Raw genomic sequence first — 13,356 nt, 5'->3', positions numbered from 1 at the left:
AAATCGGAAAAATGAGTAAAACCGCAATTATATACAGTTACAATACTCAAAAATCGAAAAAGGTAGCGGAAAAAATTATTGCTGCTTTTGGCGAGAAAGAGATTGAAGCAGTTAATGCTGAAGAGCTTAATAAAGAGGTGTTGAATAAATATGACAATTTTATTCTTAGCGCACCAACCTGGTTCGATGGCGAATTGCCCAACTACTGGGATGAGTTCGTTCCTGATTTGGAAGAGATGGACCTTAAAAAGAAAAAGTTTGCCATTTTCGGATTGGGAGATCAGAAAGGATACACCGAGAATTTTTGCGATGCCATAGGTTTATTGGCTGAAATACTTGAAGAGTGTGGAGCAACAATCGTTGGACAAACCCCGGTTGAGGGATATACCTTCGAAGCATCGCGCGCACAACGAGGCGATAAGTTTATCGGATTGCCGATTGACCAGGAAAACCAGGCTCGTAAAACAAAAGAACGGGTAGAAGACTGGGTAGCACAACTCAAAAAAGAGTTTTAAAGTTAATATTATCGATTTCAGAAAAACTCTTGCTATATAAGGTTTTTCTATTTGCATAAAGGCCGTTGGTGTTGACCAATGGCCTTTTTACATTTTCTATACATCTGATACAAATGTAATATTCATGAAAGGGCCGAATTATTTGGCTTTCATCAAAACTAGGCATGACCAACATATTCTATTGATTACAAATGTGTAATATATTCAGGTTACAAATGTATTCACTTTTGTAACCTGATTATAATCCATATTTACTGCTTCGCTTTTTTTGATATTTCTTGACAACTGATTAGTGACTTTAAAATACACGCAGGAAAACGATTTAATTATTGTTAAATAGAAAAGGGTTTTTAATAGCTCATTGTTATTAACTATTTGCTATATCGGTTAAATTGCCCGTTCATTAGTTTTCGGTTCGTATTAATTGATTAATTTTGTGGCTTCGAATTATAAAAAAATTTACCGTGCCTGAAACTAGATACATATTTGTTACCGGTGGAGTTACTTCGTCGTTGGGAAAAGGTATTTTGGCCTCGTCGCTGGCCAAGTTGCTACAATCTCGTGGTTACAATGTTACCATTCAAAAATTGGATCCGTACATTAACGTCGATCCGGGAACGCTGAATCCGTATGAACACGGAGAGTGTTTTGTTACCGAAGACGGAGCCGAAACCGACCTCGATCTGGGACATTACGAGCGTTTTTTAAATACTGCCACTTCGCAGGCTAACAACGTAACAACCGGACGGATTTACCAATCGGTTATCGATAAAGAACGCCGGGGTGATTACCTGGGAAAAACCGTTCAGATTATTCCTCACATTACCGACGAAATAAAACGGAGAATAAAAATACTGGGATCAAAAGGTAAATACGATATCGTGATCACTGAGATTGGCGGTACGGTAGGCGACATTGAATCGTTACCTTATATTGAAGCAGTTCGTCAGTTAAAATGGGAATTGGGAAGCCGTGCAATGGTTATTCACTTAACATTGGTTCCATACCTGTCGGCTACAGGCGAATTAAAAACCAAGCCAACACAGCACTCGGTTAAAATGTTGCTCGAAACCGGAGTTCAACCCGATATTCTGGTTCTTCGTACCGAGCACGATATTGAATTATCGGTTCGCCAAAAAGTTGCATTGTTTTGTAATGTGGGACTAGAGTCTGTAATTCAGTCGGTTAACGTGCCAACAATTTACGATGTTCCGTTAAAAATGTTGGAAGAAAAGCTGGATATCACTGTATTGAAAAAGCTTGGTTTAACCATTAACGAAGAGATTGATCTATCAGCCTGGAATGATTTCCTTGCACGTCATAAAAATCCAACACAAACCGTTGAAATTGGGTTGGTTGGAAAATATGTGGAATTGCACGATGCTTACAAATCAATTGCCGAAGCTTTGGTACACGCCGGAGCCGAAAACAGATGCAAAGTAAATATCAATTGGATTCACTCTGAAGAATTGAACGCCGAGAACATCGACGAGCAGTTGAAACCGATGAACGGAATTATCGTTGCTCCGGGCTTTGGACACCGTGGAATGAAAGGAAAAATTCTGGCAGCACAATATGCCCGCGAAAACAACATTACTTTCCTTGGTATTTGTTTAGGAATGCAGGTAGCTGTTATTGAGTTTGCACGAAATGTAATTAACCTGGAAAATGCAGACTCATCAGAAATGAATCCGAAAACGCCACATCCGGTAATCGACCTTATGGAACAGCAAAAAGGCATTACCAATTATGGTGGAACCATGCGTTTGGGAGCTTACGAATGTCGTATTATCGATGAAAACTCAAAAGTTAGCAAGGCATACAATAAATTAACGGTTCACGAAAGACACCGTCATCGTTATGAATTTAACGAAACATACCGTCAGCAATATATCGATGCAGGAATGGTACCAACAGGAATTAATCCTGAAACCGACCTGGTGGAAATTGTTGAAATACCTGAACACAAGTGGTTTGTAGGTGTTCAGTTCCACCCGGAATACAGAAGTACGGTATTAAATCCCCATCCGTTGTTTATTGATTTTATTAAGAACTCATTACCTGAATAATAGAAAATGGATAGAAAATCGATTATTGGAATCGTTCTGATCTTTGTAATTCTGGTTGTATTTTCATGGATCAACCAGCCATCGGAAGAAGAAGTTGAAGCTGCGAAGCAACGACGCGATTCCATAGCACAAGTTGAAGCACAACAAGCACTGGAGCTGCAGAAAATGCAGGAACAGCAAGAAATGCAAAATGCGGCTATGGAAGCCGACACTGCAGTTCAGAATCAAATAATGCAACAGAAAACAGAGGAACTTGGTGTTTTTGGAGCTGCATCAGTTGGTACAGAGGAGTTTACCACTCTCGAAAACAACCAGGTTAAAATCACCTTCTCCAATAAAGGGGGACGTATTTACTCGGTTGAGCTGAAAGATTATGAGCGTTATGACTCTACACAATTGATTCTTTTTGATGGTCCGGAAACACTTTTTGGTCTGAATTTCTTTGCACAAAACAGAAGCATAACCACTGATAACCTTTACTTTAATCAGGTTGGAGGTGCAAAAGATGTTGTGGTAAACGGTCCGAAAGTGCGTAAAGGTGACGAAGGCCGAATTAAGTTTAACAAAGAAAATCCGGGCGAAACCGAGTCAGTAACTTTCCGTTTGGAAGTTGCACCGGGTAAATTTATCGAGTATGTTTATACCCTGGCATACAACTCGTTTATGGTTGATTTTGATGTGAATATGCAGGGAATGGACAGCTACATTTCACGGAATCAATCGTATCTGAATTTTAGCTGGGCCTTTGATGTACCACGTCAGGAACACTATTCGCGATTTGGCGAAGACCGTTATACTTATATGACCTATAAGTTTTTTGAAGACGAGGTTGATAACCTGGATAAAAACAAATCCGACGAAGAGAACCTTTCAACAAGTGTTAAATGGATTAGTTTTAAGCAGTTATTCTTTAATTCAACTATAATTGGCGACGAAGCATTCCCAAATGCTATGGTACGTCAGGAGAAGTACGACTACGAAGACAACCAGAATTATCTTGGAAATTTCAGGGCCGATATTGCTATTCCTTTCAACGGAACACAAAGTGAAAAGATGGGTATGCAGTTTTATTTTGGTCCGAATCACTATCAAACCCTGAAACAATACGGGCTTGATATGGAGCGCCAGATCGATTTGGGATACGCCATTGTTCGTCCGGTAAACCGTTACGTTATCATTCCGGTATTCAACTGGTTACGCCGTTCAATCGATAATTTTGGTATCATCATTCTGCTGCTTACTCTGATGATTAAAGTGGTATTGTTCCCGTTTACCTACAAATCGTATATGTCGCAGGCAAAAATGCGTGCATTAAAACCTGAGGTTGACGAAATAAATGCCAAGTTTCCGGGGCAGGAAAAAGCCATGGAAAAACAGCAGGCAACAATGGCGCTGTATCGAAAGGCCGGCGTAAACCCAATGGGTGGTTGTTTACCAATGGTATTACAGATGCCGATTTTGTTTGCGATGTTCTTTTTCTTCCCAACTTCAATCGAGTTAAGAGGACAAAGTTTCTTGTGGGCGCACGATTTATCAACCTATGATTCGATTCTGAGCTGGGATTTTACCATTCCGTTAATCGGAAACTTTATGGGTAACCACCTGAGCTTATTTACGATATTAATGACCATTACAACAATCATTTCTACCAAGTTAAGCCAGTCGGCAACTACAAGCCAGGGAATGCCGGGAATGAAAACCATGATGTACATTATGCCACTAATGTTCTTCTTCCTGTTGAACAGTTATCCATCGGGTTTGAGTTATTACTATTTCCTTGCTAACTTGATTACTATTGGCCAGACTTATCTGATTCGCTCGTTTGTTGACGATGGTAAGATTAGAGCACAGCTGCAAGCCAATAAAAAGAAACCGGCGAAAAAGCAGTCGAATTTCCAGAAACGTTTGGAAGAAATGGCTAAACAACGCGGGGTTCAAGCACCAAAAAGAAAATAATATACCAGTTGTATAAAGCAAAGCCGGCTAAGAAATTTCTTAGCCGGCTTTTTTGTATTGATGTTGTGCTATGTTTTCGTCGTTAAAACAGTAATCCCAGGCTTACTGAGGCCATTTTGTTATGCAAATCGGCTTCTGATTTATATACTTCAACAAGTCCCATGTCGTAGTTTAAGCCTACTTGTAAAGCCTTTTGATTAAATACCGGAAACTCCATTCCCAGCTCCAGTCCTAAGCCGGCATCAAAATCTTTGGTATCGTTTTTCATATCAAAAGTTGCGTCATCCAGTTCTCCTTCAGCATCAAGCATGTAGCTTAAGTAGGGGCCAATAGCAAAATACAGACGTTGTCCCTTTTTAAACCCGGCTTTTTCTCCTGCCGAAAATTCAGCTTTTACCGGAAGCGATAAATACTGAAGTTTGTTCGTTACATCCATATCTTCTTCCGTAAAACTGCGTCCTTTTTGTTGATATTCCAAACCACTCTTTAAGGCAAAACCTTCTGTAATCTGGTACTTTCCAACAAAGCCTATAGTTGGGCTAAAGCGTACATCGCAATTATTTGCAAGTTCCAGTAAATCAGACTGACAGGCTGCACCTGCGCCAAATTTAATTCCATAACTCATTTGAGCTTTTGATGCCAGTGAAAGGCCCATAGTTAAAACTCCAACCAGTATTAGGCTGTAAAGTGTTTTTCCTGAATAATTTGTTTTCTGTTTCATCTTAATTTTGTTTTCTATTTAATATTGTTTTGTATTATTTGAACTATAACCTAAAATATTCGAATTATGATATAAAATTTTTTAGGTACAAATACCGTAAAAGAACATATCAATTACATTATTGATTTTTGTTATCGATTCCTCGCTGGTTTTCGATTTGGTTAATAAGGGAACTTCAAAACCAATCATACAGGTAAGAATCGCCTCACTGGTAAAATTGGCATCAACAGGTTTAAATTCCTTTCGTTTAATACCTTCGTTTATAATTCCGGTAATCATTTCAATCTCAAAATCCCGGTAATTATTCTGTATTTTTTCAATAAAAGCAAAAGTTGCCAAAAAATTGTCGTTTAAAGCGGTTGCCAGGTTCCCACGTTGCACAAATCGTTTCATTCTAATATTCACATAACTTCTCAGCTTTTCAACTGCCGAGTGCGTTGCATTTATTACCTTATTTATTTCGGCTATCAATTGTTTTGCTTCATGTGCAACAACAGCTTCAAAAACCTCTTCTTTATTCTTGAAATAATAGTAAAGCGAACTTTTTCCTTTTCCTGCAGCGAAAGCAATGTCGTCCATGGTTGTTTTTTTAAAACCATAATGTTCAAAAATTATTCCGGCTGCTTCAATAATCTGTTGTTTCGAGTTCGCGCTCATAAGTATTTCTTTTATTCGACGATTTTGGTCCAAATGTACAAGAATTTTTCATGATACTTATATTCTATCCCCTGATATGAGAAAATATTATTCTGAACTGTCAATATTAAAAAGTGAAACGAATTATGATATTTAGTTACATACTTCTGTTTAGGAAAAACTATTGTTTTCTATTTTTGCAGGCATGCAAAAGTTATACGTAATAGTATTATTGATTTTTACAGGCATTAACAGTTTTGCACAAGACGACCGATCGTTTGAACTCTGGAATAAAAATCAGGTTGAAATAGAACCCTGGAATAAAATAAGTATTACTGTTTCCGAAAAAATACATTATTCACCTAAGCGCACAACACTCGATTTAAAATATGGTGAAATTTTAGTCGGACACCAGGTTTTAAATTGGATGGAATATGGTGTAGGTTCCAGGTTAAGCTATACAAATCTTCAGGTTGGTGAGTGGTTGCCGGAAAACCGTCCGATGCTTTTTGTGAACCTGGGAAAAGACATTGGCAAGTTTGAATTTGATTTTTACAACCGTCTCGAATACCGAACTTACAAAGAATTAAATAATTACTTCAGATACCGACAGTCGTTACGTATGAAATTTCCGGCGATTACCGAGTGGGGATTGCAATTTTATGTGCAGAACGAATCGTTTATTAAACTAAATGGCGAGGGCACACATTTAGCTCGGTTTTATGCGGGATTTACAGCTTTTGAAAAGGAGCACCTGGAAATAAAAATTTACTATGCACTGCAGAAACAAGAACTGCAGAATCATTGGTTAACGGCTGATATTCTTGGCTTAAATTTGAGCTTCGATATTTAATACCGAGCTCCTGACGATTAAACTAAACCCTTAAGGTGCAGTCTAATCTGTTGATTTTTAGAATTAAAAACAGATAGCATGAAAAGATTAGCATTTTTATTGGTAGCAGTTCTGATAGGAACTACTGTGGCAATGGCCCAAAACAGGGGAGGGCAACGTCAGTTCGACCCTGAGGAAATGGCAAAAAGACAAACGGAACAATTTAAAACAGAGTTGGAATTAAATGATACGCAGGCCGAAAAAATGGAAAAGGTTCTGCTGAAGTCCTACAACGAAATGACAACTTTGCGCCAGGAAATGACCGGAGAAGAAGACCGCACAAAAATGCGGGAAAAAATGACAGAATGGAGAGCCAATCAACAGAAAGAGTTAAAGAAGATTCTAACCGATGAGCAATTCGCAAAATATGAAAAACTGATGGAAGAAAGAAGAGCCAACAGAAGAGGAAGACCTGGTGGTGGAAGACAATAAAGTTGAGAAGAATACACAAAAGGGATTGGCGTAATGTTGATCCTTTTTTTTGCCCCAAACTAATACCAATTTGTGGTCAATTTGGTATAAATCCCATTTTTTATGGCGTATTTTATGAATCATTTTTATCGGATAAATGACCGGATTTATTTTTACAATGAATCAAAAAAGGGTAGAAGCTTATAGCCAAAAGCCTTGTTCATTTTATGCACTGCGCTTTTTGCTTTCCAATTTCGCATAAAACAGACTGCTGTTTCATTGCAAACAAAAAAGCCCTCCGCTATTGCGAAAGGCTTTTGTCTCTGTCGGGATGACAGGATTTGAACCTGCGACCCCGTCGTCCCGAACGACGTACGCTACCGGACTGCGCTACATCCCGAATTGAGCCCGCTAATTTAAGTAAATTTTAAAAAATATGTTACTAAATTTCTTGTAAAATTTCAGGAATGTTGTTTCGTAAAAATCTACTATATTGAGCATAAATTCAATACCCTGAAAAATGAAAGATTTGGAGAAGGTAGAACTAAAGATAATCGGTACGATTTCCACACCACATAAAACCATTGCCAACATTCCAATCCAGTCGGTTGGGGCAGCAGCGTACACCGGCATCATTGAACTGGTACCACATTTAACAGCGGGATTGGAAGGACTGAAGGGCTTTTCGGATTTAATTTTACTTTATCATCTTCATCGTGTTGATGGCTATAAACTAAAAGTAAAACCTTTTATGGACGACAAAGAGCATGGTGTTTTTGCCACACGATCGCCCAAACGACCGTCGCCAATTGGTATCTCAACCGTTGAGTTACTCAAAATTGAAGGGAACAAAATCTGGTTTTCAGGTGCCGATATGCTGGACGGAACACCGCTGATCGATATCAAACCCTTTTTCAGGCAAGTGGATAACCGCCCCAATGCAATTTGTGGTTGGCTGGATTCGAAAGATGATGATTTTCCCGCCAAACAACGTTCAGATAATCGTTTTGCTTAGTTTTCTATTTATCTTTTTTACTAAAAATACCTTTAATTTTTTTCCAAAGCTGACCCTTTTCTTTCTCCTCAGCTTTAGCTTCAGGCCGGTCTTTCAGGTTTTCTGTCTCTTTCTTTCCAAAAATGCTGGCAAAATTAAAGCCGTGTTTTTCAATATCCAGCACTTCTTTGTATTCCGGCTCGTTTAGCATGGCCAGTAATTCCGGCTCCGGATCGGGGAAAGTGCTGTATTGCAGGTGCTCAAATTTTTTATCGTGATAAGTTTTATAAAAGAACTTCCCAACAATTGGCAAAGCCATGTATGCGCCTTGCCCATAGGTTGTTGTTCGGAAATGTACACGCGGATCGTCGGCACCTACCCAGCAACCCGTTACCAGCTCGGGTGTAAGACCGATAAACCAGCCATCCGAGTTATTTTGTGTTGTACCTGTTTTTCCGGCAAACTCGCCCGGGATTTTATAAACGGTACGGATTCCCCGTCCGGTTCCGCCGTCAACCACGGCTTCCATCATATTTATTACCGCCCTGCAATTTTCGGGTGAAACTACCGGCTCATAAGGTAAATCGTAATTAAAGGTTTCAAGCACTTTCCCGTTCTTGTCGGCAATTTGCAACAGGTAATTGGCTTTTACGGGTTTTCCATCGTTTACAATGCCGGCAAAAGCTTCCACCATTTCTTTTAACGATACCGAAGCCACTCCCAAAGCCAGAGAAGGATAGTCGGGCAGATCAGCCGAAATGCCCAGATCGCGCGCAATATCGATAGTTTCATCAATTCCGGCTTCCAACAACACATCAACCGAAACGGTGTTTAACGATTTTGCCAAAGCACCTTTCATCGAGTAGTAGCCGCCATATTCGTTGTGCGAGTTCCGCGGTGCCCAGTCTTTATATTCTTCGTAAACCTTGTATTGATTTACAAAATAAGTATCGGCCGAAATATCTTCTTCCAACGCTGCCAGATAGACAAACGGTTTAAATGTTGATCCGGTTTGTCGCGGCGCTGTAACGTGGTCGTATTTAAAAAAGCGGTAATCGATTCCTCCAACCCAGGCTTTTAAATGCGAGGAGTGCGGATCGATTGCAATAAATCCGGCATTCAGCATTTTCAGGTAGTGTTTTAATGAATCGAGGCGCGAAACCTCCATACTTTCAACACCATCCCAGGTAAATAATGAAGCATGCGTTTTTGCCGAATATTTTTTCAGTTCATCAGCGTAACTGTCTCCGCTGGTATTCAGATTCTGAATCGCACTTTTTAATACCTCCGGATTCTCTCGGAAAATATCTCTCGATTTCCAGTGGTTGTCGAATACCTTTTGAAGGTTTTTCATGTACTCTTTAACCGACTGCTGTGCGTAGCGCTGAAGATTGTAATCAATACTTGTGGTAATCTTCAATCCATCGGTATAAAGGTTATATGGTTGGCCGTTTTCATTCACATTGTCAGCGCACCATTCCAATAATTCGGGCTTTAAACGCTCCAGAAAATAGGGGGCGGGTCCCTGATTATACGAAATCAAACGATAATGCAATCCCAAAGGTTTTTCCTTGTATTTCTCTGCATCAGCTGCATTCAGGTAATTATTTTTCACCATCAGATCGATCACCACATTTCGCCGGCCTACGGCACGATCAGGATGCGTTCGCGGATTGTAATAATTATTGGCTTTTAGCATCCCAACAATCACTGCGGCTTCATGCACATCCAAACTTTTTGGCGATTTGGAAAAGAATCGCTCTGCAGCTACTTCAATTCCAAATATATTTTCAGCAAATGAAACCGTGTTCAGGTACAATGCCAGAATCTCCTGTTTATTATAAATACGCTCTAAACGATAAGCAATAATTGCTTCGCGCAGTTTATTTACCGGCATCGAAAATGGCCCGTAATCCACGCGCGGAAACAGGTTTTTCGCAATTTGCTGACTAATGGTGCTTCCACCGCCGGCAGCATCGTTGCGCAAAATAATGGACTTAAAAAGCACCCTCGCCAGGGCAATTTCATCAATACCGCGATGCTCGTAAAAGCGGGCATCTTCAGTGGCAACCAGGGCATTTATTACATTGGGCGAAATTTCGTCGAATGTGGCATAACTTCGGTTCTCAACATAATACCGGCCCAGTATTTTTCCATCGACAGAATATACTTCCGAGGCCAGCGGGTTATTAATCTGTTGTAACTGTGTTTTAGAAGGAACCGGGCCCAGAACGCCCAGAAAAACCAGGATAAAAAACAAACATCCGAGTAAGAATAATACTACGCCTGCTTTAAAAATAAAGCTTAGGAATGGATATTTTTTACCTGTTTTCTTCGATTTGCCTTTCTTTCTGCTCGCCGGCTTTTTGGTCCGGGAAGTTGTAATTGTTTTCTTTTTTGCCACGCAACAAAAGTATTATAAAAACTATGTCCTTCTTAATCAAACTTAATTGATTTGAAAATATTATAAACGAGGTTTTGTTTATATTCTAATTGTTAAACAATCATTTCTTTAACGAAATACCAGGTCATCATACCCGATGCAATAAGTTTTAGTAATGTCCCGGCTAAAAATCCCATAAACGATCCGAAGCCTGATTTTAAGGCGGCTCCCGAGTCTTTGCCAACGGTAAGTTCACCAACTACAGCTCCAACAAACGGACCGATTATTATGCCAAAAGGAGGGAAGAAGAACATGCCTATTACCAGGCCGATAATACTGCCCCAAACCCCACGTTTACTTCCTCCGAATTTTTTGGTTCCCCATGCCGGAATAAGGTAATCCAGTGCATAAACTACCACCGTAATTACAGCCCAAATAATCAGAAATTTTGAAGAGAACTGATAACGTTCGGTGAAATGCAGCAACAATAGGCCTATATAACTTAAGGGAGGTCCGGGAATGATGGGTAAAACGCAACCTAAAACTCCGCTGATAATAAAAAGTGCTCCTAAAACGATTAATAGAATGTCCATATTTTAAAATTAATTACGGGCGTAAAAATAGTGTTTCCTTTTTTTCGGGTTGAATATTTTCGGTAAACAAGCGCTTATCGCCGGCGTTTGCCAAACCACGGAATGCTTGTGAAATACATTAACACAATAGAAAGTGCCATAACAAGCGCACTCAGCAGCAACAGGTTATTACGCTCTAAAAGATAGATGGAATGTTCGCGAATTTGTTGCCAGTAGGTTACAGTTAGCAGCACCATTGCATTATTTATAGAGTGACCAATAATAGCAACAAAAATATTATTGGTGCGCAACATTAGCCAGCCCAGTAGCAGCCCCAGCAGAAACGTTGCCGGCATTTGCCACGGATTTAAATGAAACAGGGAGAACAAGAGTGCCGACATAAACACAGCAACAAAACCATTGTAATTCTTACGGAAGCCATTAAATATCAAGCCTCTGAAGATGAGTTCTTCTATAACAGGAGCAACAACGGCCACTTTCAGGAAAGCCCCCATAAAACCATAGTCGCCCTCGAAAATACGATCGAAAAGTTCCCAAAACCAGGGTGGGGCAGGCAGCAGCTTCTCAACCCATATATTAACATCCTCAAGAATATTATGTGCCCCCCAAAGAAATGTTACAACGGGAATAAAAACCAAAGGATTAAAAAGTTTAATGGGAAAGATCTCCAAAACCGGAGCTTTTGCCTTGCGAATGCCGTATAGCAGGATAAACACTACAGAACCGACTCCAAGTGCAATTTTTTTAACGGGATTATACAGGTATTCGGTGCCTTTGTAATAATCGATTACCGCCAACGGAAAATCAACAACGGTTTGAATAAATATGTAAAGGATCACCAGGTGAATGCCCTGTAAAATGGTTGGATAATATTTAACGCGGTACTCTTCCATACGGCTAATAAATATAGTACAATTGGTAAAACAAATGTTAACCAGAGTGAATTTTTACGAACGATTTCGGGCGGCAAGTAGTTTTTTCCCCGTTTTAAAGGTAAAATAACGCTGAGCAACGTAGCTGTAAAGAATTACCAGCACGGTAGTTATTGCTTTCGAAAGCGTGGCGTACAGGCCACAGTATTCAACAAAGAATTTCAGAAAAATATAATTCAGCAGTATCGATCCGCCAACGGTAAGCAAATACCTGAACAGTTGAATGCGTCCTTTTAATACCGATGACGTAAAAGTTACATATTTTGCCAAAAAGAAACCGCTTGTGAAGGTTATCGGAAAAACAAAAAGAAAAGCAGCAATGTGCGGACTTATGGCGATAAAGCCGAGATCGACGATCTGCATTTTTAGTACAAAACGGTAAAAAATGAAATACAAACCAATGTCGAGCAGCGTGTTTGCGCCACCGGTGGCGGCATAGCGAAAGATTTCGCGCGGAAGAAATTGCAGGAATGGAAAATAAAACCAGTCAACAACGTTGATGATCATCTTTCCTATTTTCTCCAGTATGTTTCGCATGCTTTATTTTCAGATTTGAGCTGCAAAGAAACAAAAAATACTTTTATACCCACAAAACACATTTGAGGAAGCATCGATCAAAAAGAAAAGCAAGTGGTGAAATTAAATGCAAAATGACGCGGCAATTGCCGGATTTTGATTCGCAATTTTTTGCTTACAGATGTATTCGTCAATGGCTGTAAACCCTTTCTCAGTGCCAGCGAACAATATCACCATTTAACAGTTTTACAATTTATCAGTTCCAGAATTACAAATCAGGCCGTTGGCGCAACTGTTTTTTTGTCGATTGTTGTTTTTTCTTCTCCAGTCGTTTTAATTTCGACGAAATGGTAGGTTTTGTTTTCACTCTTCGCTTAACCGGAGTTAATGCCTTCTCTATCAGCTCCACAAGTTTTGCGATGGCTTGCTGTTTGTTTTTCAACTGACTGCGTTCGCTGCTTTCAAAAAGCACAATTACACCATCAGAATTAATCCGGTTCTTTAATTTAATGCCAAGCCTTTGTTTTTGTGTTTCGCTAAAAACAGCGGAGTCGTTCAGATTAAAACGCAGCTCTATTTTTGTATTTACCTTATTTACGTTTTGTCCGCCGGGGCCGCTGCTGCGAATGGCCGAAATCTTTAATTCGTTTATAATTTGGTCTTTTTGAGTTTCCGAAAGTCTCATATTAAGTGTACCATGCAATAATCTCTATGCCACAAAAGAACATGGATTTTTTT

General features: G+C 39.6%; 13 protein-coding genes and 1 tRNA gene. 6 read left to right on the top strand and 8 right to left on the bottom strand.

From position 1 onward, the window contains the following. Window positions 1-11 precede the first annotated feature (11 nt). The 3 genes from BMW53_RS10415 to yidC all read left to right on the top strand — a co-directional run bounded on the left by BMW53_RS10415 (window position 12) and on the right by yidC (window position 4,540). Complete coding sequence (locus tag BMW53_RS10415; RefSeq protein ID WP_074780623.1) at window positions 12-515, top strand: flavodoxin; 504 nt, start codon at window positions 12-14, stop codon at window positions 513-515. A gap of 464 nt (window positions 516-979) precedes the next feature. Then, a complete protein-coding gene (gene pyrG / locus BMW53_RS10410; RefSeq protein ID WP_038565376.1) occupies window positions 980-2,584 on the top strand; it encodes a CTP synthase in 1,605 nt (534 codons plus the stop codon). Window positions 2,585-2,590: 6 nt separating this feature from the next. Next, entirely contained in the window at window positions 2,591-4,540 is a 1,950-nt protein-coding gene (gene yidC, locus BMW53_RS10405; protein ID WP_038561964.1) for a membrane protein insertase YidC, read from the top strand. An 82-nt stretch (window positions 4,541-4,622) separates the two neighbouring features. Here the strand turns inward: yidC and BMW53_RS10400 are convergent, their stop codons facing one another. Next, window positions 4,623-5,261: a porin family protein gene (locus BMW53_RS10400; protein ID WP_038561966.1), complete on the bottom strand. Its 639-nt coding sequence runs from the start codon at window positions 5,259-5,261 to the stop codon at window positions 4,623-4,625. 81 nt (window positions 5,262-5,342) lie between these two features. Next, window positions 5,343-5,918 carry a TetR/AcrR family transcriptional regulator gene (locus BMW53_RS10395; RefSeq protein WP_038561968.1) on the bottom strand — a complete coding sequence of 192 codons (576 nt, stop codon included), beginning with the start codon at window positions 5,916-5,918 and terminating at the stop codon, window positions 5,343-5,345. Between the two features lie 184 nt (window positions 5,919-6,102). Between BMW53_RS10395 and BMW53_RS10390 the strand changes: the two genes are divergently transcribed. Together BMW53_RS10390 and BMW53_RS10385 are read left to right on the top strand one after the other, a co-directional pair. Then, window positions 6,103-6,750 (top strand): DUF2490 domain-containing protein, encoded by a 648-nt coding sequence (locus BMW53_RS10390; protein WP_038561970.1) that lies wholly within the window; start codon window positions 6,103-6,105, stop codon window positions 6,748-6,750. Between the two features lie 78 nt (window positions 6,751-6,828). After that, the gene (locus tag BMW53_RS10385; RefSeq protein WP_038561972.1) at window positions 6,829-7,221 is read left to right on the top strand and encodes a DUF4890 domain-containing protein; all 393 of its coding nucleotides are present in this window, start codon (window positions 6,829-6,831) and stop codon (window positions 7,219-7,221) included. Window positions 7,222-7,526: 305 nt separating this feature from the next. Here the strand turns inward: BMW53_RS10385 and BMW53_RS10380 are convergent. Then, window positions 7,527-7,600, bottom strand: a tRNA-Pro gene (locus tag BMW53_RS10380). 120 nt (window positions 7,601-7,720) lie between these two features. Here BMW53_RS10380 and tsaA point away from each other — a divergent pair. Continuing rightward, entirely contained in the window at window positions 7,721-8,215 is a 495-nt protein-coding gene (gene tsaA / locus BMW53_RS10375; protein ID WP_038561974.1) for a tRNA (N6-threonylcarbamoyladenosine(37)-N6)-methyltransferase TrmO, read from the top strand. A gap of 4 nt (window positions 8,216-8,219) precedes the next feature. Here the strand turns inward: tsaA and BMW53_RS10370 are convergent, their stop codons facing one another. From BMW53_RS10370 to arfB, 5 genes are all read right to left on the bottom strand, one after another. Continuing rightward, window positions 8,220-10,598 carry a penicillin-binding protein 1A gene (locus BMW53_RS10370; protein WP_081804903.1) on the bottom strand — a complete coding sequence of 793 codons (2,379 nt, stop codon included), beginning with the start codon at window positions 10,596-10,598 and terminating at the stop codon, window positions 8,220-8,222. 92 nt (window positions 10,599-10,690) lie between these two features. Continuing rightward, window positions 10,691-11,170 carry a DUF456 domain-containing protein gene (locus tag BMW53_RS10365; protein WP_038561976.1) on the bottom strand — a complete coding sequence of 160 codons (480 nt, stop codon included), beginning with the start codon at window positions 11,168-11,170 and terminating at the stop codon, window positions 10,691-10,693. 74 nt (window positions 11,171-11,244) lie between these two features. Then, entirely contained in the window at window positions 11,245-12,063 is an 819-nt protein-coding gene (locus BMW53_RS10360) for a CPBP family intramembrane glutamic endopeptidase (protein ID WP_051568022.1), read from the bottom strand. Between the two features lie 54 nt (window positions 12,064-12,117). After that, on the bottom strand, window positions 12,118-12,639 hold the full coding sequence (locus BMW53_RS10355; RefSeq protein ID WP_038561978.1) for a GtrA family protein: 522 nt from the start codon (window positions 12,637-12,639) through the stop codon (window positions 12,118-12,120). A gap of 247 nt (window positions 12,640-12,886) precedes the next feature. Continuing rightward, window positions 12,887-13,303: an alternative ribosome rescue aminoacyl-tRNA hydrolase ArfB gene (gene arfB / locus BMW53_RS10350; protein ID WP_038561981.1), complete on the bottom strand. Its 417-nt coding sequence runs from the start codon at window positions 13,301-13,303 to the stop codon at window positions 12,887-12,889. Window positions 13,304-13,356: the final 53 nt, after the last annotated feature.

It is taken from the genome of Draconibacterium orientale (assembly GCF_900111425.1).
GTDB classification, from domain to species: Bacteria; Bacteroidota; Bacteroidia; order Bacteroidales; family Prolixibacteraceae; genus Draconibacterium; species Draconibacterium orientale.
Note: the sequence above shows the minus strand (reverse complement) of the source record. Positions and strands in the feature narration are given on the sequence as shown.

Bases quoted from the DNA above. Each gene is read 5' to 3' on its own strand.
- BMW53_RS10415 (WP_074780623.1), top strand. From the start codon at position 12: ATGAGTAAAACCGCAATTATATACAGTTACAATACTCAAAAATCGAAA.
- yidC (WP_038561964.1), top strand. From the start codon at position 2,591: ATGGATAGAAAATCGATTATTGGAATCGTTCTGATCTTTGTAATTCTG.
- BMW53_RS10400 (WP_038561966.1), bottom strand. From the start codon at position 5,261: ATGAAACAGAAAACAAATTATTCAGGAAAAACACTTTACAGCCTAATA.
- BMW53_RS10395 (WP_038561968.1), bottom strand. From the start codon at position 5,918: ATGAGCGCGAACTCGAAACAACAGATTATTGAAGCAGCCGGAATAATT.
- BMW53_RS10390 (WP_038561970.1), top strand. From the start codon at position 6,103: ATGCAAAAGTTATACGTAATAGTATTATTGATTTTTACAGGCATTAAC.
- BMW53_RS10385 (WP_038561972.1), top strand. From the start codon at position 6,829: ATGAAAAGATTAGCATTTTTATTGGTAGCAGTTCTGATAGGAACTACT.
- tsaA (WP_038561974.1), top strand. From the start codon at position 7,721: ATGAAAGATTTGGAGAAGGTAGAACTAAAGATAATCGGTACGATTTCC.
- BMW53_RS10365 (WP_038561976.1), bottom strand. From the start codon at position 11,170: ATGGACATTCTATTAATCGTTTTAGGAGCACTTTTTATTATCAGCGGA.
- BMW53_RS10360 (WP_051568022.1), bottom strand. From the start codon at position 12,063: ATGGAAGAGTACCGCGTTAAATATTATCCAACCATTTTACAGGGCATT.
- BMW53_RS10355 (WP_038561978.1), bottom strand. From the start codon at position 12,639: ATGCGAAACATACTGGAGAAAATAGGAAAGATGATCATCAACGTTGTT.
- arfB (WP_038561981.1), bottom strand. From the start codon at position 13,303: ATGAGACTTTCGGAAACTCAAAAAGACCAAATTATAAACGAATTAAAG.